Source organism: Brasilonema angustatum, from assembly GCF_059505445.1.
Genome location: NZ_JCACKO010000049.1, coordinates 1 through 22,658, shown reverse-complemented (window position 1 = coordinate 22,658; position 22,658 = coordinate 1). Strand labels below are relative to the sequence as shown.

19 protein-coding genes and 4 pseudogenes are annotated in these 22,658 nt (G+C 42.2%); 13 read left to right on the top strand and 10 right to left on the bottom strand.

Features of this window, described 5'->3' with window-relative positions; all coding sequences use genetic code 11:
* Positions 1-28 precede the first annotated feature (28 nt).
* The 8 genes and pseudogenes from AC5JM2_RS11195 to AC5JM2_RS11160 form a co-directional block, all read left to right on the top strand.
* A complete protein-coding gene (locus AC5JM2_RS11195; protein ID WP_495834955.1) occupies positions 29-784 on the top strand; it encodes an alpha/beta hydrolase in 756 nt (251 codons plus the stop codon).
* A 39-nt stretch (positions 785-823) separates the two neighbouring features.
* Positions 824-2,536: a diflavin flavoprotein gene (locus AC5JM2_RS11190; protein ID WP_495834954.1), complete on the top strand. Its 1,713-nt coding sequence runs from the start codon at positions 824-826 to the stop codon at positions 2,534-2,536.
* 295 nt (positions 2,537-2,831) lie between these two features.
* Entirely contained in the window at positions 2,832-4,148 is a 1,317-nt protein-coding gene (gene urtA, locus AC5JM2_RS11185; RefSeq protein ID WP_495834953.1) for an urea ABC transporter substrate-binding protein, read from the top strand.
* A 101-nt stretch (positions 4,149-4,249) separates the two neighbouring features.
* Positions 4,250-5,410: an ABC transporter permease subunit gene (locus AC5JM2_RS11180; RefSeq protein WP_495834952.1), complete on the top strand. Its 1,161-nt coding sequence runs from the start codon at positions 4,250-4,252 to the stop codon at positions 5,408-5,410.
* A gap of 30 nt (positions 5,411-5,440) precedes the next feature.
* The gene (urtC, locus tag AC5JM2_RS11175; RefSeq protein WP_495834951.1) at positions 5,441-6,559 is read left to right on the top strand and encodes an urea ABC transporter permease subunit UrtC; all 1,119 of its coding nucleotides are present in this window, start codon (positions 5,441-5,443) and stop codon (positions 6,557-6,559) included.
* Positions 6,534-7,280, top strand: coding sequence for an urea ABC transporter ATP-binding protein UrtD (gene urtD / locus AC5JM2_RS11170; RefSeq protein WP_495834950.1), 747 nt, complete (start codon positions 6,534-6,536; stop codon positions 7,278-7,280). The genes urtC and urtD overlap by 26 nt, the downstream gene beginning before the upstream one ends.
* A 222-nt stretch (positions 7,281-7,502) precedes the next feature.
* Entirely contained in the window at positions 7,503-8,201 is a 699-nt protein-coding gene (gene urtE / locus AC5JM2_RS11165) for an urea ABC transporter ATP-binding subunit UrtE (RefSeq protein WP_495834949.1), read from the top strand.
* A 16-nt stretch (positions 8,202-8,217) separates the two neighbouring features.
* Positions 8,218-8,352, top strand: a pseudogene (locus AC5JM2_RS11160) (Uma2 family endonuclease); the annotation flags it as partial.
* Positions 8,353-8,499: 147 nt separating this feature from the next.
* Here the strand turns inward: AC5JM2_RS11160 and AC5JM2_RS11155 are convergent.
* Positions 8,500-8,631 (bottom strand): annotated as a pseudogene (locus AC5JM2_RS11155) (phycobiliprotein lyase); the annotation flags it as partial.
* Here AC5JM2_RS11155 and AC5JM2_RS11150 point away from each other — a divergent pair.
* A pseudogene (locus tag AC5JM2_RS11150) lies at positions 8,626-9,042 on the top strand (flavin reductase family protein); the annotation flags it as partial. The pseudogenes AC5JM2_RS11155 and AC5JM2_RS11150 sit on opposite strands and share 6 nt — an antisense overlap.
* On the top strand, positions 8,993-9,559 hold the full coding sequence (locus AC5JM2_RS11145; RefSeq protein WP_495834948.1) for a Uma2 family endonuclease: 567 nt from the start codon (positions 8,993-8,995) through the stop codon (positions 9,557-9,559). The pseudogene AC5JM2_RS11150 and the gene AC5JM2_RS11145, both read left to right, overlap by 50 nt.
* Positions 9,560-9,569: 10 nt before the next feature.
* Here AC5JM2_RS11145 and AC5JM2_RS11140 read toward each other — a convergent pair whose 3' ends face one another.
* Positions 9,570-10,112 carry a phycobiliprotein lyase gene (locus AC5JM2_RS11140; protein WP_495834947.1) on the bottom strand — a complete coding sequence of 181 codons (543 nt, stop codon included), beginning with the start codon at positions 10,110-10,112 and terminating at the stop codon, positions 9,570-9,572.
* Between the two features lie 842 nt (positions 10,113-10,954).
* On the opposite strand from AC5JM2_RS11140, the gene AC5JM2_RS11135 reads away from it, so the two are divergent.
* Positions 10,955-12,298, top strand: a complete 1,344-nt coding sequence (locus tag AC5JM2_RS11135; protein ID WP_495834946.1) for an efflux RND transporter periplasmic adaptor subunit — start codon at positions 10,955-10,957, stop codon at positions 12,296-12,298.
* A 23-nt stretch (positions 12,299-12,321) separates the two neighbouring features.
* A complete protein-coding gene (locus tag AC5JM2_RS11130) occupies positions 12,322-15,621 on the top strand; it encodes an efflux RND transporter permease subunit (protein ID WP_495834945.1) in 3,300 nt (1,099 codons plus the stop codon).
* 111 nt (positions 15,622-15,732) lie between these two features.
* Here AC5JM2_RS11130 and map read toward each other — a convergent pair whose 3' ends face one another.
* Positions 15,733-16,545 (bottom strand): type I methionyl aminopeptidase, encoded by an 813-nt coding sequence (gene map, locus AC5JM2_RS11125; protein ID WP_495834944.1) that lies wholly within the window; start codon positions 16,543-16,545, stop codon positions 15,733-15,735.
* A 129-nt stretch (positions 16,546-16,674) separates the two neighbouring features.
* Here map and AC5JM2_RS11120 point away from each other — a divergent pair, with 129 nt between their 5' ends.
* On the top strand, positions 16,675-16,863 hold the full coding sequence (locus AC5JM2_RS11120) for a ribbon-helix-helix domain-containing protein (protein WP_495834943.1): 189 nt from the start codon (positions 16,675-16,677) through the stop codon (positions 16,861-16,863).
* Between the two features lie 821 nt (positions 16,864-17,684).
* On the opposite strand, the gene AC5JM2_RS11115 is transcribed toward AC5JM2_RS11120, so the two are convergent.
* The 7 genes and pseudogenes from AC5JM2_RS11115 to ytaF form a co-directional block, all read right to left on the bottom strand.
* Positions 17,685-17,996 (bottom strand): phosphorylase family protein, encoded by a 312-nt coding sequence (locus AC5JM2_RS11115; RefSeq protein WP_495834942.1) that lies wholly within the window; start codon positions 17,994-17,996, stop codon positions 17,685-17,687.
* Positions 17,977-18,336: a hypothetical protein gene (locus AC5JM2_RS11110; RefSeq protein ID WP_495834941.1), complete on the bottom strand. Its 360-nt coding sequence runs from the start codon at positions 18,334-18,336 to the stop codon at positions 17,977-17,979. Before AC5JM2_RS11110 ends, AC5JM2_RS11115 begins: the two co-directional genes overlap by 20 nt.
* A gap of 265 nt (positions 18,337-18,601) precedes the next feature.
* Positions 18,602-19,264 (bottom strand): cadmium resistance transporter, encoded by a 663-nt coding sequence (locus tag AC5JM2_RS11105; RefSeq protein WP_495834940.1) that lies wholly within the window; start codon positions 19,262-19,264, stop codon positions 18,602-18,604.
* A gap of 188 nt (positions 19,265-19,452) precedes the next feature.
* Complete coding sequence (locus tag AC5JM2_RS11100; protein ID WP_495834939.1) at positions 19,453-19,749, bottom strand: cadmium resistance transporter; 297 nt, start codon at positions 19,747-19,749, stop codon at positions 19,453-19,455.
* Positions 19,750-19,757: 8 nt separating this feature from the next.
* Positions 19,758-20,051 (bottom strand): annotated as a pseudogene (locus tag AC5JM2_RS11095) (prohibitin family protein); the annotation flags it as partial.
* 202 nt (positions 20,052-20,253) lie between these two features.
* Positions 20,254-21,003 carry a TerC family protein gene (locus AC5JM2_RS11090; protein WP_495834938.1) on the bottom strand — a complete coding sequence of 250 codons (750 nt, stop codon included), beginning with the start codon at positions 21,001-21,003 and terminating at the stop codon, positions 20,254-20,256.
* 62 nt (positions 21,004-21,065) lie between these two features.
* Positions 21,066-21,692: a sporulation membrane protein YtaF gene (ytaF, locus tag AC5JM2_RS11085; protein ID WP_495834937.1), complete on the bottom strand. Its 627-nt coding sequence runs from the start codon at positions 21,690-21,692 to the stop codon at positions 21,066-21,068.
* Between the last annotated feature and the right edge of the window lie 966 nt (positions 21,693-22,658).

Here is a 22,658-nt window from a genome sequence, read left to right as displayed (position 1 = left end):
CCACTCTACTGATAACTGATAACTGCTTATGAGTCTTTTGTGCTTAGTTCACGGTGCTTCCCTGGGCGCTTGGTGTTGGGAACTACTCACCCAAGAGATAGAGGCGCGTGGTCATCAGACGGTAGCAGTGGATCTCCCAATTGAAGACCCTACCGCTGGGATTGTTAAATATGCCGAAGTCGTGAACAAGGCACTGCTAGGATTTGAAGACGATGTGGTGCTGGTTGGTCACTCTATGGCAGGCTTAGCTATTCCTCTGGTTGCCAGCCAGCGTCCAGTGCGTCAGCTTGTTTTCATTGCTGGGCTGATTCCGCATATCGGTGTAAGTCTCTTCGACCAGTTTTATGACGAGGTAGATCCCAATGTCCTCAAAACAATAGGCTATGAGCTGCCAGAAGCTGAGAAGTTCGAGCAGTTCCGCGATGAGCCAGAGATGTTCAATCCGGCAGCACTGAGGATAACCTCTTTACAAGACGAGGCTGTCGCCAGAGAATTTCTCTTTCACGACTGCACCTCAGATGTGGCGCATTGGGCATTTCCAAAGTTGCGCAATCAGCAGTTTTTATATATGAGTGAGGTTAGTCCTCTACAAGCTTGGCCAGATGTAAAGTGTACATATATCGTCTGCGGTGAAGATCGTTGCCTTTCTCCCGCATGGTGTCGATACGCTGCACGCAAACGTCTTGGAGTTGATGCAATTGAGTTACCTCGAAGCGGGCATAGCCCAATGTTATCTCATCCTGTTCAGCTCGCCGGTATGCTAGCTAAAGTCGCCTCTACATAAGGCACACAGTTCAATATTAAACCTTATTAAATATGACCTATGCCAGAAACTAAACCTCGTGACGTTCAAGTTTACCCCATAGCTACAGGCACAACTGTGCTTCGTTCCCGCAGTTGGACACGCCTAAGATTTGAAATAGAATACGCTTTGGCAAAAGGGACAACAGCAAATTCTTATATCATCAAAGGAGATAAAATCGCTCTGATTGACCCTCCAGGAGAAACATTTACAGAAATTTTCCTGGAAGCGTTACAGCAACGCTTTGATGTCAAAGAAATTGATTACGTCATTCTTGGTCACATTAATCCCAATCGCGCCGCAACTCTCAAAGCTTTGCTGGAACTTGCACCGCAAATCACCTTTGTTTGTTCTAACCCAGGAGCAAAAAATTTGCGTGGCGTACTGGAAAACCCAGAATTATCAGTGATGGTGATGCGCGGGGAAGAAACTTTAGATTTGGGCAAAGGTCATGATCTAGAGTTTATCCCCACTCCTAATCCTCGATACCCAGATCTACTTTGCACTTACGATCCCCAAACAGAAATTCTCTACACAGATAAACTTTTTGCCGCACATATCTGTGGCGACCAAGTTTTTGATGAAGGCTGGGAAATCTTTAACGAAGATAGACGCTATTATTTTGATTGCATCATCGCTCCCCATGCTCGTCAAGTCGAAACAGCACTTGATAAACTTAGCGACTTATCCGTGAGGATGTATGCGACTGGACATGGAGCTCTGGTACGCTACAGCTTAATCGAACTAACAGAATTTTATCGCCAATGGTGTCAGGAGCAAGCATCGCAAGAGACATCTGTCGCCTTGATTTATGCTTCTGCGTATGGAAGTACGGCGACTCTTGCCCAAGCGATCGCTCGTGGTATGACAAAAGCGGGGGTTGCTGTAGAATCAATTAACTGCGAATTTGCTGAACCAGAAGAAATCCGCGCTGCTGTTGAAAAAGCGTCTGGCTTTATCATTGGTTCTCCTACACTTGGAGGTCATGCACCGACTCCCGTGCAAGTCGCTTTGGGTATTGTGCTTTCCACTGCGACGAACAACAAACTTGCTGGTGTCTTTGGTTCTTTCGGCTGGAGTGGCGAAGCAGTTGATATTATCGAGGGTAAACTCAAAGACGCTGGCTATCGATTTGGTTTTGATACCATCAGGGTAAAGTTTAAACCTGATGACCCCACCCTACAAATGTGTGAAGAAGCAGGAACCGACTTTGCTCAAGCACTCAAGAAAGCTAAAAAAGTGCGCACTCCAAGCCAAAGCGCCACAACTACAGAACAAGCAGTCGGGCGCGTTGTTGGTTCACTGTGTATCCTCACAGCAAAACAAGGCGATATATCCAGTGCAATGTTAGCCTCTTGGGTATCGCAGGCAAGCTTTAATCCTCCTGGTTTAACAATTGCTGTAGCAAAAGATCGAGCAGTGGAATCACTGACACACTCTGGTAGTAAATTTGCCTTAAATGTCTTGAAAGAAGGAAATCACATCGGCTTAATGAAGCACTTCCTCAAACCTTTTGGTCCAGGACAAAACCGATTTGACGGTGTCGCAAGTGAAGAAGGTGAACATGGATCTCCTGTTCTGAATGATGCCTTAGCTTATTTAGAATGCTCCGTAAAAAACCGGATGGAAGTAGGTGACCATTGGCTTGTTTATGCAACCGTGGATAATGGGAAAGTACTAGACGCTAAGGGAATTACTGCTGTGCATCATCGTAAGTCGGGGAATCATTATTAATTTTGAGTCTGAGAGAAGTCTGATCGCCGGAAGCCGGCGATTAGAACTATGCCCTAAGTCCTTACGGACAAGCTGCGCGTTCGCTCTTGGCGTGCGCTCTGCGCTTACGGTGATTTTGAATTGTAAGCAATGTAGAGACGTAGCGTGCTACGTCTTTATATTTTACAAAAAGTCATTTTATAAATAACAATTTAATGATTAAATATTAAACATTAAACTAATATCACAGTTTGAAGCTTGAGCTTGTGAACTTTCAGGGAGCTAGCTGATTCGTTGAGGGGAAATTAACCAAGATATGAGTAGACGATTTAATCGACGTAGGTTTTTGATTTACAGTTCTGCAACTATTGGTAGCAGCATCTTTGTGAAGGCTTGCGCTAATAACACCCCAACCGCTACGAACAGTCCAGCCACCTCTAGCAATGCTTCTCCTGTAGCTGCGGCTAATAGTGAAACCATCAAGGTAGGTGTTCTACACTCCCTTAGTGGCACAATGGCTATTAGTGAAAAAAGTGTCGTCGATGCTGAGAAATTAGCCATCAAAGAAATTAACGCGGCTGGTGGTATCTTAGGTAAACCAATTGAAGCCATTGTTGAAGATGGTGCTTCTAACTGGGATACTTTTAGAGAAAAAGCAACTAAGCTCATTGATCAAGATAAAGTAGCTGTAGTTTTTGGTTGTTGGACTTCAGCTAGCCGTAAAAATGTTAAACCAGTCTTTGAAAGTAAAGACCATATGCTGTGGTATCCCGTGCAGTATGAAGGTCAAGAGTGTTCTAAAAACATTTTTTACACAGGTGCAGCGCCAAATCAACAAATTGAACCATCTGTTGATTGGTTGTTAAAAAATAAAGGCAAAGAATTCTTTTTAGTAGGCTCAGACTACGTTTTTCCTCGTACTGCTAACACCATTATTAAAGCCCAATTAGAAGCTCTAGGCGGAAAAATAGTTGGTGAAGATTACTTACCATTAGGTAACAACGAAGTTACACCTATCATTACTAAAATTAAGCAAGTTTTGCCCAACGGTGGAGTAATTTATAACACCTTAAATGGTGATAGTAATGTAGCTTTATTCAAACAGTTAAAAGGTGCTGGATTAACACCAGACAAATACCCTTCTATGTCTGTAAGTATTGCCGAAGAAGAAGTTAAGGCAATTGGTGTTGAGTATCTCAAAGGTCACTACGCTGCTTGGAATTACTTCCAAACTGTAGACACTCCTGCTAATAAGAAATTTGTCGCAGCATTTAAACAAGAATATGGTGCAGACCGGGTAACAAATGACCCAATGGAAGCCGCATATATCGCCGTTTATTTGTGGAAGCAAGCAGTAGAAAAAGCGGGTAGTCCTGATTTAGCTAAAGTTCGTGCTGCGGCTTATGGTCAAACTATAGATGCACCTGAAGGAAAAGTGACAGTAAATGCTAATCATCACATATCCAAAGTTGTGCGGATTGGTCAAGTTAGAGATGATGGTTTATTTAATATTATCTATGCTACACCTGCACCAGTTGAGCCAGTTCCTTGGAATCAATTTGTGAAAGAGACTAAGGGATTTGCTTGTGATTGGTCAGATCCAGCTAAGGGCGGTAAGTACAAAAAAGCCTAATTAGTCAATAGTTAATAGTTAATAGTTAATAGTTAAAATTTTAACTCTTGACTATTGACCCATTACTAGAAAACAAGCTTATAGCTGGTGGAGAAAAATAAGTGTTAACAGGTTTCTTAGATGCTGTATTTAATGGTATTAGCATCGGTTCTGTGTTATTAATTGCCGCCTTGGGATTAGCCATTATATTTGGCTTGATGGGTGTCATTAATATGGCGCATGGTGAATTGATGATGTTTGGGGCTTATACAACATTTGTTGTGCAGAATGGCTGTAAACAATTAGGCGGTTTTTGGTTTGAAATTTATATATTTTTGGCGTTAATTATCGCTTTCATTTTCACAGCATTTATCGGATTAATTCTTGAAAGAGGTGTGATTCGTTACCTCTATGGACGACCCCTAGAGACTCTGCTAGCAACTTGGGGAGTAAGTTTAATTTTTCAGCAGTTTGTCCGTAGTGCGAATTTGGTCTTAGTAATTGGCTTAGTATTGTTTTCTCTATTGTTTTTTGGTGGGTTATGGTTTTTAAATTCCCGCACAAATTTAGAGAGAATTCGTAACTGGGTTGTGTGGGTAGTACTATTGCTATCGCTGGGGATAACAACAGTAATTTGTAATTTATTGAGTCAAACATATCAGCTAGCAGTAACTAAACCTTGGTTTGGCGCACAAAATGTAGATGTAACAGCACCGACTTGGTTACAAACTGGCATATCTTTAGGTGGTGTACAATTACCATTTGCCAGATTATTTATTATTGCTTTGACAATAATTTGTGTAGTAGGAATTTATCTATTCTTACAACGTTCTAGCTGGGGATTAAGAATTCGGGCTGTGACACAAAACCGGAGTATGAGTGCTTGTTTAGGTATCCCAACTCAAAAAGTTGATGCAATCACTTTTGCTTTGGGTTCTGGTTTAGCTGGGGTGGCTGGTTGTGCGATTAGTTTACTCGGTTCTGTAGGTCCAAATACTGGACAAAATTATATTATCGACACTTTTATGGTTGTGGTTGTTGGCGGTGTGGGTAATTTAGTAGGTACTATTGTAGCTGCTTTGGGAATTGGCACAGCTAACTTTTTAATTGGTTCTGGGACTCTAGCTTTGTTGTTAACTCCTATTAAGCCTTTGGCAGATTTATTGACATTTTTTGCTACCACAAGTATGGCCAAGGTGATGGTATTTATGCTGATTATTTTATTTTTACAGTGGAAGCCTGGGGGGATTTTTCCACAAAAAGGTCGTAGTGTTGATGTTTAATTTCACACATAGACGTGAAGGACACAGAGGATGAAGAAGGGAGGAAGGTTAATATTAATTGAAGTTGGGATGGTGATGGTGATTGCACTCATCCTCATCTTAATTATGCCAGTGGTGCTATCAGAATTTCGCTTGAATTTGTTGGGGCGATTTTTGTCACTGGCAATTGTGGCTTTAGCTATTGATTTGATTTGGGGTTATACTGGCTTACTAAGTTTGGGACATGGTATTTTCTTTGGTTTGGGTGGATATGGGATCGCTATGTACCTGAAACTGCAAGTCCCTGTTGGTGAGTTACCTGATTTTATGGGGCTGTATGGCATCACCGAACTTCCCTGGTTTTGGCGACCTTTTTATTCTTTCCCGATAGCAATAGCGGCTGTGGTGATACTTCCAGGTTTGCTGGCGGGATTATTGGGATATTTAGTATTCCGCAATCGCATTAAGGGAGTTTATTTTTCGATTTTGACCCAAGCCGCAACTATTGTATTTTTCAATTTTTTTAATGGTCAACAACAATTTTTCAACGGTACTAATGGGCTGATAGATTTTACAACTTTGTTTGGTGCAACCGTCAGTGATCCTAAAACAAAATTTGTTTTCTATACTCTCACAGTATTGTTTCTCGCCGCTACCTACGGAGTTTGTCGCTGCCTGACAAGTGGACGTTTTGGACGACTTTTGATAGCTATTCGGGATGACGAAAATCGGGTAAGATTTTCTGGTTATGACCCCACAGATTTTAAAACATTAGTGTTTACAGTATCGGGTGCGATCGCAGGCGTAGCAGGAGCATTTTACACCCTGCAAAGTGGTTCTGTATCACCCAGAGCAATGGATATTGCTTTTTCTATTGAAATGGTAATTTGGGTAGCCGTGGGGGGACGTGCTACATTAATCGGGGCAATTGTGGGAACTTTGTTAGTCAATTATGCCCGTGCTTTTTTGAGTGAACAATTTGCCGAAATTTGGCTATTTTTCCAAGGCGCACTATTTTTAATTGTCGTGACAGTCCTTCCTGACGGCTTAGTAGGATGGTTGCGTAGTCAAAACATTCCTCTTTTCAAACGCCCTCAACAAATTTCTACATATCCCAGCTTGGAAGAAGACACAGAAGTGCAACATGAACACCAAAATCTTGGAAACTGAAAACGTCACTGTTAGTTTTGATGGTTTTAAAGCACTCAACCAACTAAATTTTAGTATGGAAGTGGGTGAATTGCGAGTAGTAATTGGGCCAAATGGTGCTGGTAAGACTACATTTCTTGATGTGATTACAGGTAAAGTGCAACCCACTATAGGACGAGTACTATTCAAAGGAAAAAACCTACGTTCTCTGCCTGAACATCAAATTGCACGGCGGGGAATTGGGCGCAAATTCCAAACACCTAGAGTTTATCTCAACCTAACACCACGGGAAAATTTAGAAATTACCAGCAACCGCAAGAAAAATGTTTTTTTTACATTGTTTGGGCGTTCTCATAGTACTGAAAAAAATACTATAAAAGGTTTATTAGAAACCATTGGCTTAACTTCTAAAGCAGACATCCCCGCCGCTTTATTATCCCACGGAGAAAAGCAACGTTTAGAAATTGGGATGTTAGTAGGACAATCTCCAGACTTATTACTTGTAGATGAACCAGTTGCAGGTTTAACCGATGAAGAAACCTATAACATCGGCGAACTAATTTTAACATTAGCTCAGAATCATTCAATTTTAGTGATTGAACATGATATGGAATTTGTCCGTCAAATTGCCAACAAAGTCACAGTCCTACATGAAGGTTCGGTACTCTGCGAAGGCAATTTAGGAGAAGTCCAAAATGACCCCCGTGTTGTTGAAGTATATCTAGGACAACAGCAAAAATAGATAGGGGGGACAAGGCGAAAACCAATGACTATTGACTGGAACTAAGGGTGTTGGGGTATAGGAGGAAGAGGGTGAACCCCTTAATTTCTTCATGGAGAAATAGAAGATCTGTATCCTTGATTCAAGCCCCTCGACTGCGCTCAGGGTAAACCCCTCAATTCATTGATGGGATCCCCTACACCTTTACACCCTTATACCCTTACACCCCTAGTTTGTTGACCAATGCTAAACATCTCTAACATTAACGTTTACTACGGTGAAAGCCATATTCTGCGCAACGTAGATTTGAATGTACCAAATGGGCAAATGGTATGCCTAATTGGACGCAATGGCGTAGGTAAAACAACCTTACTCAAAACAATTATGGGTTTACTCAAACCCCGCAGTGGCACAATGAACTTATCTGGTCATTTAATCAACTCCAAATCTCCAGATCAAAGGGCGAAGATGGGAATTGGTTATGTTCCCCAAGGACGAGAAATTATTCCCCGTTTGACAGTCAAAGAAAATTTGCTACTGGGGTTAGAAGCTAGGCAGATACAGGTTAAAAAAGCTGAAATTCCTGAAGAAATTTTTAGCTTATTTCCTGTGTTGAAAACCATGTTGTCGCGGATGGGTGGTGATTTAAGTGGTGGACAGCAACAACAACTGGCAATCGCTCGTGCTTTAATGGGACAACCTCAATTACTTGTATTAGATGAACCCACCGAAGGAATTCAACCCTCAATTATCCTCGAAATTGAAGCGGCAGTCCGTCGCATCGTTGAAACCACAGGTATTTCTGTTTTACTGGTAGAACAACACTTACACTTTGTCCGTCAGGCCGATTACTATTACGCTATGCAAAAAGGCGCTATTGTTGCCTCTGGTTCAACTGATGAACTTAGTCAAGATGTGATTCAAAGGTTTTTGGCGGTTTAATTTTTGGGATTTTCATTTGGGTTGGCTGATTAATCCTCAAGATCAGCAGGTAGAGATTTACCGATCCCGGTTCGCTGTAGAAGTCGTTCAAACCCCAGCACTCCTTTCTGGGGAAGAAGTTTTGCCAGGGTTTGAGTTACAAATAACATGAGAAATTCTTTCTAATACCATTTCTCCATGAAGATGCATTTAATAGCCTGCGTAGGCAGGCTTTGTTTGTATAGCCCCAGTCTTCTAGACTGAGGGCGAATAAAGTGCAAAGTCATAGAGAATTGGTATAACTCTCCACTCTCTTCTCCTAATATTGACCAATCATCACCTGTTCCCCAGCACGAGACATGATAGATTGGCGTGTGCGGTATTTGCTGCCAATTAGCTTTAACTCTTCGTCAAACACTGAATTGTTGTATTCAGTTCGCAAACACAAGGTGATGTATCCAGTGCTATGTTAGCCTCTTGGGTTTCTCAAGCCAGCTTCAAACCTATAGGAATATCCATAGCTGTTGCTAAAGATAGGGCGATTGAATCACTCATGCAAGTGGGTGATAAATTTGTCCTAAATGTCTTGGAAGAAGGTAAATATCAAAAATTGATGAAGCACTTCCTCAAACGTTTCGCCCTTGGTGCTGATCGTTTTGAAGGAGTGAAAACCCAGCCAACCGAAAACGGTGCACCCATCCTTGGAGACGCCCTAGCATATAGCGATCGCTCGTGGGATGATAAAAGCGGGAGATGGCTTGTGGTCTGTAACTATATATATAGATTATCAACTTTCAAAAGGCAGCAGTTCGATGAATACAGTTGTGCTAAATCTGGAGCCAGTTGTTCACTTAACCGATGAGCAGTTTTATCAACTCTGCATGGCAAACCGGGATTTGAACCTAGAACTGAATCCAAAAGGAGAATTAATTATTGTGCCACCAGTAGGAGGAGAAAGTGGAACTCAGGAAGCAGGGCTGATTACGGACTTGGAAATTTGGAACCGCCAAACAAAATTGGGAAAAGTTTTTAGCTCCTCTACTATCTTTAGACTTCCAAATGGGGCACAACGATCGCCTGATGCTGCGTGGGTAAAATTGGAACGATGGGAAGCACTAACTGCTGAGCAGCGTAAAAAATTCCCCCCACTGATGCCTGACTTTGTGATTGAACTAAGATCAGAGACTGACCGCCTCAAACCTCTGCAAGATAAAATGCAGGAGTATTTAGAAAATGGTTTACCCTTAGGTTGGCTTATCAATCCTCAAGATGAGCAGGTAGAGATTTACCGATCCCGGTTAGCTGTAGAAGTCGTTCAAACCCCAGCACTCCTTTCTGGGGAAGAAGTTTTGCCAGGGTTTGAGTTACAAATAACATGAGAAATTCTTTCTAACTCTCCACTCTCTTCTCCAAATATTGACCAATCATCACCTGTTCTCCAGCACGAGACATAATAGATTGGCGTGTGCGGTATTTGCTGCCAATTAGCTTTAACTCTTCGTCAAACACTGAATTGTTGTATTCAGTTCGCAAACACAATGTTTTCGGGTTGGGGAAGTAATACTGGGCGCTGATAGGTTTGGTTGTGGCAAAACCGCGATCGCGATACAACACATTCCCCAATGCACCAAATATTGTTGAACCCTGAGACTCTTTCTTTCCCGTCACAGAATTCTCACTTTCCCAAATCACTTGGCTACCACAAATCAAACTAACTGTATCAGCTAGGTCGTGCATCTGAGCCAGCTTTTGCAATTCATCGCATCCCTGCGTTAAAAACCGAATGGTGATCATACTCACCATTTCCTTAATTTCTCCATCTGGTAGTGTGTAGTAGCGCCGTTCTGAACGCCACTTACCAACTGATTCTTGAAAAAACTCTGCCAGTAGAGATTCGTCAGCAGTCTGTGTCAGTTTGATCTGTGATGTCACCGTTATCGTTCCTCGCTTAAAGTAAATTTACAATTTGCTCAAGATAGATACACTATCTGTGTCCTAAACTCCAGACTTCTTTACTTTTCTTAAGATTATCTTGATCTTACGAGAATGACTAACGAGTTTTGCTACGTTGGAAACAAAAAAGATTTTTATTTTTTCGACACCTATCTGAAGTAAGAAAGTGAAAATAAAAATTTTGATGATTTAAAAAATATTTTATAGTTGTTGAAACTTATAGATAGAAAATATCGTCTATATAGCAATACGGTTTGCTTCCGCAGACATGAGTTTTTGTCCTGCTGACAATCCTTTGATAAGCCTCTTTTAGTTGTTCAAATTTGTAAAGTTTTTCTTTGAGACCAATTCAAGCAGTGAACAGTGAATAAGTTACATAGGGGGATTGAACCCCAACTGAAACTAGCAATTTGTAGTTGTTGGAGTTTTAGAAAGGCACGTTTCGGGTTGTTACTTCTTACCCGAAAGCTGCTCCCCCCAACCGAACACGACACTGATAACTGGTAACTGGATAAAAGAGCTAACCCTTAGGCAGAGTCAAGAAAAATTAAAAAAAGTTATAGTAACCTTAATAAAATTTGTATTAGTAACATAAAGAACGCTATGTCCAGCAAAATTGCAGGGGGTAAATAAGGTGTTTGTCTTTTATTAGTATGAAATTTTAGAGAATTAAACGATTGGTCTAACCCAATACTGCCTGATAGGAGCCTGTATAGATGATTAAGTAAGCAAATCAGCAGCGCAAAGTACCACACAAATTCACACGTAGCCAAAGGCAGAAAGACAGAGACTGTTTTTTGAGACAGCCAACATCAAAAAAAATGCAAGCTAATAGAAAGAACATTTTAATTACTTCTGTACTAAGCATAGGACTACTGAGTGCAGGTTGCGGTTCGCTTCCAAACGAATCAGCAGAAGCTGAATCACAGCGTCGTGAGGGTAAGGAAGAGTCCGATAGTGCAGTTCCTGTGGATGCATCCATTGCCCGTAGTGGTATGTTGCAAAAAGAGCCAGAATATACAGGTACGACCACACCATTGCGCACCGTATCACTGCGATCGCGAGTCGAAGGGCAGCTTTTGGCGTTGAATGTGGATGTAGGTGATGCTGTTAAGCAAGGGCAAATTATTGCACAGATAGATGATGCCTTACTGAGAACTACTCAAAATCAAGCAGAAGCAGAACTGGCAGCACTCAAGTCAGAAGTCGCACGGGAAGAAGCCAGAATTAGCAATGCTCGTGCTGAGGTAGAAAAAGCGCGAGCACAACTGGTGCAAGCACAAGCAGACTCACAAAGACAGCAGCAACTTGTGAAAGAGGGGGCGATCGCACAACAAACAGCCGAACAAGCACGCACTGAAAGCCTCACTGCTGCCCAATCACTTCGTGCTGCACAACAGACAGTGCGCACAGAACAGCAAGCCCTCGCAGCTGCAAAAGGTCGAGTTGTTGCTCAACAAGCCGTCGTTGCGGAAGCAAAAGAACGCCGTTCTTATTCAAAGCTAACATCAGCCGTGACTGGAGTCGTCTTAGAAAAAGTGACAGAACCGGGAAATTTCCTACAAGCAGGAAATGAAGTCCTAAGACTTGGTGATTTTAGCCGTGTCAAAGTCGTAGTTCAAGTTTCAGAATTAGAACTGGGGAAAATCCGCTTAGGACAATCAGTCAAAGTGCGCTTAGATGCCTTTGGCAATCAAACATACACTGGGCAAGTCACACGCATTTCCCCAGCTGCGGACACAACTGCTCGTTTGATACCAGTTGAAGTCGTCATTCCTAACAGCGATAGAAAAATTGGTAGTGGTTTGTTGGCAAGAATCAATTTTGAAAGCCAGACACAAGCGCGAGTCATCATACCTGAGACAGCGCTTCAAGGAAGAGATGGGGGGACAGGCGCAAATCAACAAAAACAGAACACAACAGCTTCTTCCTCTTCTGCCCAATCTCCAAATTCCAATCGTCAAGGGACGGTATTTGTTGTAACTCAAACAGGTGATAAAGCAATGGTGACAGCGAGAGCCGTAACGCTTGGGGAAAGATCTGATGGCAATGTAGAAATTTTATCTGGCTTGCAACCAGGAGAAAGATTTGTAACTCGTAGTGGCAAACCGTTGAAAGACCGCAGTATTGTACGTCTTTCTATTCTTTCTGAGCAACAATCATAAAGCAGTACTCACCACTTAGTATCATGCAGCAGGTAAACCAGACTAGCGGATTTAGTATTAGCGCCATTTCAATTCGCCAGCATATAGGCACACTTATGCTCACCGTAGCAGTGATTGTTGTTGGGATATTTTTTCTGACAACCATCCAAGTTGATTTACTACCATCAATTACTTATCCGCGAATTGGTGTGCGGCTGGAAGCACCTGGTATCTCGCCCGAAGTGGCAGTAGATGAAATCACTAGACCTTTGGAAGAAACTTTATCCGCTACAGAGAATGTCGTGCAAGTTTTTTCCCGTACTCGTGAGGGACAGGTTAGCCTCGATTTATTTTTCCAGCCAGGAGGCGATATCGATCAGGCGCTAAATGATGCGACTGCTGCTTTTAACCGAGGTAGAGGACAACTGCCAGATACGATTGAAGAACCGCGTATATTTAAATTTGACCCTTCCCAACAACCAATCTACGAATTGGCGCTAACATCTGAGTCTTTACAAGGTAAAGATTTGCGGGTATTTGCAGATGAGGAACTGTCTCGCGAACTCAGTGTTGTACAAGGAGTTGCTTCTGTTGATATTTCTGGTGCTGCTGAAGAAGAAGTACGAGTACTTGTTGACTTAAACCGTTTGCAAGCTTTGGGTGTTGGGTTAACTGATGTACTCAATCAACTCACAGCCAGAAACCAAGATATATCTGGTGGTCGAATTTTAGGCAAAAATTCTGAACCATTAACTCGTACAGTGGGACGATTCAAAAACGCAGATGAAATCAGCAATCTCTCTTTTCAAGTCTCCTCATCCACCTCGTCCCCCTCATCTACCTCATCCACCTCATCCACCTCATCCTCTTCATCCACATCATCCACCTCATCTCCTCCCCGCCGCGTTTATCTACGAGACTTTGCTGAAGTCAGTGACGGTACAGAAGAACAGCGAATCTTTGTTTATTTAAACCGTCAGCCAGCGGTGAAAGTTTCAATTCAGAAGCAGCCTGATGCCAATACAATCAATGTTGTAGATGGCGTTAAGAAACGGATTGAGCAATTACGAGGTTCTGGCTTGATTCGATCTGATATGGTTTTGACCCCGACAACAGATGAATCTCGCTTCATTCGTAATTCGTTGAATGATGTGATCACCTCAGCAGTTTCTGGGGCGTTGTTAGCAGCACTAGCAGTGCTGTTATTTTTGGGATCAATACGGCAAACATTTATTATTAGTTTGGCAATTCCGCTGTGTACTTTGGCGGCGATCGCCTTAATGAAACTATTCGGCTTGACGTTGAATGTATTCAGTTTAGCAGGTCTTACCTTAGGAATTGGTCAAGCGATTGATACCTCAGTCGTCATTTTGGAGAACGTTGCAGAAAAAACAGCCATGACTCCCAATCAAAAGGAGACGGAGAAATTGGCAGATAAGGAAATGGGGAAAAAACCCAATTCAAAATTCTTTATCGAGACTACAATTGCAGCTTCCCAAGAAGTCGAATCTGCATTAATCGCTGCGACTGCTGCCAACTTGGTTTCTGTAGTCCCATTCTTGCTCATTGGCGGCTTTATCTCACTGCTATTTAATGAGATGATTCTGACGATTGGCTTTGCAGTCGCCGCTTCTTTGGTTGTCGCTGTCACAGTCGTACCGATGCTGTGTTCTCGACTTTTGGCAATTCCTTGGTCTAGTCGTATCAGAGAGTTTTGGCTACTGCGTCAGTTTAATCATCGTTTTGAAGATGCAACAATCTTATACGGTAAGTTGTTAAAGAACGTTATACGTTATCGAATAATAGCCGTCACTATCGTTTTTCTGATTTTAGGCGGTGGCACCTTATTCATGGCAGGTCAAATCTCTCAAGAAATCTTACCGCGCATCAATACAGGACAAGCCAATTTAAGAGTGCAGTTTCCTCCCGGTACACCTTTAGCAACTTCTCAGAAAGTGATGCAGGTTGTAGATGATATCTTGATCAAGCAACCAGAAACTGACTATGTTTTCTCAACCGTAGGTGGTTTTCTCTTTGGTAGCAACACAACAGAAAATCCTTTGCGCGCCAGCAGTACTATCAATCTTAAACAGGGTAAAGATGTTGAGAAGTTTGTCCAAAAGGTGAATCGGGAATTTAATAAACTCAATTTAGCAGGAATTTTGCTGCGCTTGAGTCCTGGTCAGGTACGGGGTTTAATCTTGAGTAATACCCCATCTCAAGGTTCAGAAGTTGACGTTATTCTGCAAGGTAACGATGAACAAAAATTACAGCAAGCAGGTAGGCAACTGCTGCAAGCTTTAGAAGAAAAGGCTACACTCGCTAGATTCCGACCAGATGCTGACCCCCGTCAACCAGAAGTACAAATTCGTCCTGATTGGGAAAGAGTTGCAGCTTTGGGACTGACAGCGCAACAAATTGGCGAAACGATTCAAACAGCTATTGAAGGTTCAGTTCCCACGCAAATTCAACGCGGTAACCGCTTAGTTGATGTGCGCGTAGAGTTAAATCAAGAAGCAATTGAGCGTCCTTCTCAGTTAGAAAGATTACCGCTATTTACGCAAAATAACCAACAAGTCCGCCTTTTGGATGTTGCCCGTATTGAGGAGGGTCAAGCACCAGGAGAGGTTCAGCGAATTAACCAACGTCAAGTTTTCGTTATTGCAGGGAACTTAAGCGAGGGAGCTAGTTTAGGTGACGCGATCGCACAAGTAAATGAAGTCGTTAAGAGCATTAAGTTACCTGACGGCGTAACGCTTATACCAAGTTCCGCACAGGAAACGAATCAGCAGTTGCAAAACTCTTTGAAAACTATGGGCGCACTAGCAACGTTCTTAATTTTCGTCGTCATGGCTGTGCAATACAACTCGCTGATTGACCCTTTAATTATTATGTTGACTGTACCACTAGCTTTAGCTGGAGGGATTTTTGGACTTTACGTCACTAAAACAGCTATTGGTGCAACGGTGATAGTCGGTGCGGTGCTGTTGGTGGGTATTGTGGTGAACGCGGGAATTCTCATGGTAGAACTGGCAAACCAAATTCGAGAAGAGGAAGGTTGCGATCGACGCACTGCCATTCTCAAAGCTGCTCCTCAACGTTTGCGTCCGATTATGATGACTACAGTCACGACTATCTTAGGGCTGTTCCCCTTAGCTTTGGGTATTGGCGAAGGTTCGGAGTTTTTGCAGCCATTGGGGATTGTCGTGTTTTTTGGGATGGCGATCGCCACAATGTTGACGCTGTTTCTCATCCCCTGTTTTTACATTCTGCTGCACGATTTGCTGGGTGGGAAATGGACAAAACCCGTGTTCGGTAGGCTGGGTAAGTTGAGGAAATCGTGAGCCACTCTGTTGCAGTAACCGGCCTTTGCTACAGTTTTATTCCCTACACTCTTATACCCTTATGCCCTTACACCCCAACTCAATTAACTATCTGCTTGGTTTGACGAATTACTAAACCTTTGTGCGGTCAGTTAAGATTTCATATCCATTGTCAGTCACAAGCAATGTATGTTCAAACTGAGCAGCTAGGGATTTGTCTAATGTGACTACGGTCCAACGGTCTGATAGAGTACGGGTCTGTTTAGAACCAGCAGTCACAATCGGTTCGATTGTCAATGTCATTCCAGCCCGGAGTTTCACATTTGGCATTTCACGAGTACGAAAGTTGAACACTGAAGGTTCTTCGTGCATGTTGCGACCAATCCCGTGCCCAGTGTAGTTTTCAAGAACACTGAAGCCGTGTGCCTCTATACAGTCTTGAACAGCACCCGCAATATCCATCAGATACGCTCCTGCTTTGACTTGCTCAATTCCCTTGTAGAGTGCCTCTTCAGCAACCTGAATCAACTTTTCTGTCTTTGGGTGTACCTTACCCACAGCAATAGTGATACAAGAATCACCGTGAAAGTTCTGATAACAAGCTGCTGTATCAACCTTCAAAACATCTCCACGTCGAATCACCCGTTGAGGACTGGGGATGCCATGCACGGCTTCATGATTAATCGAAGCGCAGATAGAGCCAGGAAATCCGTGGTATCCCTTGAAACTGGGTGTTGCGCTCATTTCTCGGATGCGTTTCTCTGCGTAAACATCTAAGTCACCAGTCGTCATTCCAGGTTGCACTATTTGAGCAATCTCTTTTAACACAGTTGCAACAATTAAAGCTGCTTGACGCATGATTTCAATTTCACGTTGAGACTTGACGCTAACACCACGACTTTGCCGTTGAGCAACGGGCTGGGTGAAGAGGCTAGGAATATTCATACACAAAGAGATAAAATTTCAATACTGCTACTTTAGCATACTATAGCTTAGGCTAGCAAAAGCTAAGACAGCAAAAGCTGTTGTAAGGTGCTACGATAAGTACTATCTACGCAATACATAAATTTTGAAATGGGCGGCAAAACTCTATTGTCTGGTGTAACAACGTACATTTCCCCGGAACTGAAAGCAGAATTGGAGGCATGGGCACAAGAGCAAGAACGCTCTATCTCCTGGCTTCTTGCCAAACTGATTGAAAATAAACTTCAGGAACGACGGCAAAAAGTATCACAAGCATTGAGTGCGGACAACCAGGATTAGCCACGCCAAGTAGGATGCCCTCTGTATTGAGAACAGCAAAATCATATAAAAAATGACAAAAATCTCTTTGTGTGCTGCTATGTTAACAAAGCCTGTCTCCGCTTCAAATTTCCAGGTGCAAGATATGTGAGCAAAGCGCTAGGCGATCGCCTTCCCCCAAGGAGATAAATTTCTTGTTCTACCCTTGTCATATCATGTCCGGTTGAATAGTTGTCATTGCGTTAGCGTAGCGTGCCCGGAGGGCATACGCAGCGATAGCGGAGTGAAGCAATCTCCCCCTCACGCTAAATCTTTGAGATTGCTACCCTATGGCTGACGCCACGCCTTACGGTGAGTCCAGCGCTGCGGGACGGTCTCCCTCCGGAGCCACTTCTGTGCGGGGGTTCCCCCCGTTGAAGAATGTGGCGTCAGGCGACTGGCGTTAGCGAAGCGGAACCGAAGGTTCTCCCCGGAGGGCTATCGGGAAGCCGCTAGCCCCTAAGGGGGCCGGAGCTAACGCGTCTACGTTTCACTCCGTTCCACTCGCAATGACATATCACAAGTATTTTGCCGGACACGATATCACAACTTTATGGTCTTCCTTTAGCAAATATACAACGCCGCAATGCCAAGGTGCGAGTAGAACTTAGGGTGCGCTTGTAAATAAAAACAACTCTCAAGCTCACGCTAATAAATCAATCATTGTGTTGATACCTTTGTTGCAGTTATACCATTTCACGATCAAGCCTGATACAAATGATTGGTCTGTAATTCTTTCTCTCTGCTAAGAACTCAGAGCTCCCTATTTGTATAAACCTTAAAGTGAAACGGTATTACTCCTCCTACAGCAACTCTACCAGCTTCAACACGACACGCGCTTGGTTTTCAGCCGCTACTGCAAAAAAAGTTTGTAGTTGTGCTGCTGCTGATTCCTCACCACCGCCCGCAAGATCCGAGACACTCCGTACTGCAATAAAGGGTACGCGATTGGAAAAAGCCACCATCGCCGAAGCTGTGGTTTCCATATCCGCAACCAACACCTGAGTATTGTTGTTCTTGTTACCGCGTTCATCGAAGTTTAAATTTGTCGCGACGTATTTGCGATAGGCAGCATTATCGACAAAAGTAGGGCCACTAAGTCCGTTTCCACCCACAATCTAGACGAGGAGCGGGATCGAGTGGTTTAGTGTTACACTTACCGCTCGTATCGACTGGTGCACAGTTCAGGATCTCGACATTAATTTGACGAGCTTTGGCAAACATCTGTGGATCGACAGTAAACCAGAATTTGAGATTTTGATCTGTGTTTGGATTGGTAGGTACACCTGGAAACGGTACTGAGCGGAGTTGCTGTAGGTTATTTGCATCTAAGAAATACTGGGGTATGTCATCGGAACTCACGTTGGTGTTACGTAAAAAGGCATTTTTCGCATCCGGTGCAAAGACTGTCTCAGTATTAGCGAACCCTGGTGACTGTACGGTTCCAGATATCAATTAGATATAGCGCATCGTCAGAATAAATAGTTTCAATATAGTTTCAATTTCAACACAAATAGTAGACATAGAATAGTTAAAACTTTCAACAGTTATCAGTTATCAGTTATCAGTTATCACTGTTCATTATTTACTGTTTACTGTTTACTGTTCACTGTTCACTGATGTAATTTCTCTCCTTTTGGTAAAGGTAGCAAGTTTTCAGCTAAGGCGCGATGAGCATTTGAGCAGTGGGCTTTGCGCAATTGCCCAACTGGAAAACGGCTCAAGACGGGATAAAAAGTCGATAGCTTTCACTTTTGATCAGGATAGAGAATCCCAACCAGATTAAGACAAATGGGAAGATTTTTCGACCATAACGAGTCAGAAGGGGAGCCATGAGAGGATTACGAGTCATGAAGTAAGACAGACAGCACCATACCCCAACTGTGAAATAGCAAACACACAGTATCACCCCCAAACTTGGGAGATTACTACTGGCAAACAACGGCACATAAATCCCAATGTTGTTTCCTCCATTTGCAATGGTGACTGCGGAAACACGGTAAGTTTGGGGATCGCGTAAAGTTTCCAGTAGTGATTTCTTATGGTACTTAGATTTGCCAGGAGAGCCGAAGTCAACTGACACTGTCTCCAATACGACCTCTTCTTGGGCTTCTCGACTCATGAGATTACTGATACCAATAGCAATCGGAAGCAAGCCCAGCAATCCAATCCAAGTCTCTGGAAGGACTAAACCGCCAAAGAAACCAGGGAGACTTGCAAACACTAATGCAGTGAATCCAAGAAATTCACCCAGAACAATATGCTTGGGACGAAAGGTGCGATTGACTTTTCCGAAGAAAGCTGTCAAGTATAAATTGTCGTCAAAAGTGGTTGCAAAAGCGGCAGAGATCCCAATAATTAATGTACTAATTAGCCAAGTCATAATCGTTATTCACTATGATTCAATGCTGTTCTTCCTTGTCCTTCTCTGCTTCTCAAAGGTGAGGGCAGTGCAGGAAATTGTTCAATTGTCAATCAAATTGGTGATTTTTTTTAACAGCCAGGTACCTTGACAGCGCATGGGTTCAATATTATGGCTTTCAACTAAATGAAAGCAAATCTTATTTTTTCTCAAAACGATAAATACAAGTTATGAAAAATCGAATTGTTAAGGAGGAATGAGTTTTTTCGTTTACCATTCCGCCCTATTTTTGCAACCCAATCACCGTAATTCCTTCTACCAAAGAAACTGGATAAACTGGCAAGCACCAAAGCTGTAAAACCGAGATACTGTCCTACAATAATGTGCTGATGCCGGAAAGTTGCATTCACCTGCGAGAAAAACAATAGCAGAACGACAATATCATCCAAATTTGTGGCAGCGAAAGCAGCAAATCCAGTTGAAAGGACACCGATGAAGTCATCCATTTTAGTTCTTACTCTTTCTCTTTAAGAAGTGCAGAAGTCAATTCAGTCCGAGATTCTACTCTTTCTTGCTGAGGGTTTTTCTGAGCTGCTTTGACAATTTCATCTAACTCTAATTGAAAGAGTCTTGTATTATCACCACCACCTGCTGATATCCAAGGCATTCTACCATCCCACTTGGCGATCGCCTGTCGTTGTAAAATTGGCGGTGTGAGCGACTCCATGATTAATCGATGTGCTTCGGCTTCACCTTTAGCTAAATTCACTTTCGCCTTTGCTTGTTTTTCTGGCTTAATAACAAGAAACCCTACTCCCCGTTCTCTAGCATTGACAATCGAAAAAAGCTACATATGATAGTCAAAGCTAACAGTAATAAAACAATTATAACAATCGCCTGAATATCTTTTTTTGGCTTTTTTGTTGAACTTGATCCTTCTCTGTTCGTCATAAATTATACATTCACAATTTCATCCTCTAAAACAGTGAAATATCTGTACTGTCTTCAAATCATTTCCTTTCGTTTTCATAGGTTTGTAATATTGCATCAGGGTTAACACCTGGCACAACCCGCTGAGAAAATCCCCAGGTAAATAGAACTACGATCAGCGTCAACATCATCCATTGAGGCGGTACATGGTCTGGAATTAATGCTTTAAACATCAATCTGACACCGACACCAAACACAGTTAAATAAGCAGCATGAAGTAAATAAGTAAACTCGGAAAGCCAGCGTACAAATAAACCAGCCATAAATCGCAAGGTGATAATACCAATGATGCAACCAGTCAAAACTAACCATGTTTGACTTGAGACTGCAACGGCGGCTGTAACGCTATCGAGAGAAAATGCTAAATCCGTAAACGCAATCAAAAGAATAATTTGCCAAAATGCACAATTTGTATCTTTTGGAGAGTCAGCAATTTGTTCTTCTTGTGCTGTGTCTGGGAAAAAATAGTTCCAAAAGTGCTTTCCTGACAGCCACAAAAGGTAAAGTGCGCCTCCCAACTCAAACTGCCAAAACTGAATCACCCATGTTGCTGTAAAAAGTAACGAAATCCGCAACACAAAAGCAATGATTAATCCCCAATTTAACGCCCGGCGTTGTTGTTGTGGATCTGGAATATCTTGAGCGATCGCTGCTAAGGCAACTGCATTGTCGGCAGAGAGAACGGTTTCTAATGTAACTAGTACGAGTAAAATTCCAAAAGTTTTTAGCGAAAAGTCCGTACTTAAATGTGCAGTAAACTGCTCTAACATTTTGTTTCTCCTGTATCTGAGTACAATGAAATCAAAATTGGATAATCGCTTCTATAAGAAAATTAAGAAGCCAAATACTCATAGATGCCTAAAATAATCATTAATACTCCAGAAAGGACTTCTAACCAAGGACCAGAAAGTCTAAAGGTCAAACGATCTCCAATCCAATATCCCCATGTAATTGCCAGTAAACTCATGCCATAAGTGAAAGTTGTTGTCAGAGGAATATTTAATCCAGACATTCCCGCACCAATACCGCTTGCCAAATTATTAACAGTTAAAGCAAACGCTAAAACCCATGCCTCTCTTAGTTCCACCCGACGAGAACGATCTGTATCAATACGGCTGGGATCGTCAACATATGTCGTGTAGGAAAGTTCATCACCAGAGGATTTATCTTTGTTATTGCTTTGTTGTCTCTGTGCTTTGAAGGTTCCCCAAAGACCCCAAGCACCAATGGTAATTAAAGCACCACTGCCTATAGCATTAGCAATATCAGCCGACACAAACTTCGTGATCGCTGCTCCCGCTGACATCGAAAGTACTGTACCAGTAGCAGAAACCACAGCAATAAGTAGGTTAGCCAAAAAGCTGATTCTCAGTCTTTTTACTCCGTAGGCTACCCCAACAGCCAGGTTATCTACATTAGCTGATAGTGCTAATAACAGTGAGGAGAATGCATGTCCCATTTTAATAATCCTTGTTACGTTGGTTCGCCTTCTTTGGTTTTATAGGTCAACAATTACTAAATAATTTACTTATTTTGAAGGCTTATAAGTTCATCAAATAGTGAAATTTGACTTGATAAAATTGAACAGTTGGACTACTAGACTTGGTAGTTTTCTAAAAAAAATGAAAAGACATTTAGTCCAAAAAGAGTTATTTTTCAGCAATTCATTTTGAGGGTATATCATTTTTTATGTATTGGCTTTTTTTATTTTTTGTTAGTAATGACTCCATTAGAGAATTACTATTTCAGTTTTTTATTTCCGATAATTTTAAAAATAAATTATTTTTAAAAGTTAATCAAATATTATTACTTTGGAAAATGATAAAAAAAAGATATGAAAACAGGGATACAAAAATTGACACACATTCCGGCAAGTTACAGAGGATGTCAAGTTCCAAATCTGCCAGGAAAGCAGAGGCTGAAATTTAGGATTTACTTTCAGTCCTCTGCCGAACGCGTTCTTTTTCTCATAAACCAATCACAGATCACGAAAAGGTACAGCAAATATTAAGTAAGGAAACACATTGCCATACTGACAAACACCAGTCCAATCAAACCGATAAAAAAACTGAGGCAGGTGCCATAGCCAGAAAGTGCTGCCATCAGGTTAGACGCTGGGATAGTTGACAAAAGACTGTGCAAGGACTTCTTCAACGGAAAGGCAACTTGGCTTTAAGCGATAGGTACTCTGTTTGAGTGGTGTTTTAGTAGCCATAAACTATCAGTGGTATTTAAAATCTATTGGTGCAATAACCAAAGGTTCACTCAAGCCCTCTTTGAACCCCTGAGGCTTAGGAGTTGTTTGTCTTGTAGTCTTTGCAAGATGGCAGGGACAGCAAATGCGTTGACAGCATATAGAACTGCCTCTAAATAGCAATACCTTCGCCAAAAAAAGAGGATAAATATCTCAATCCCAAAACCTCGA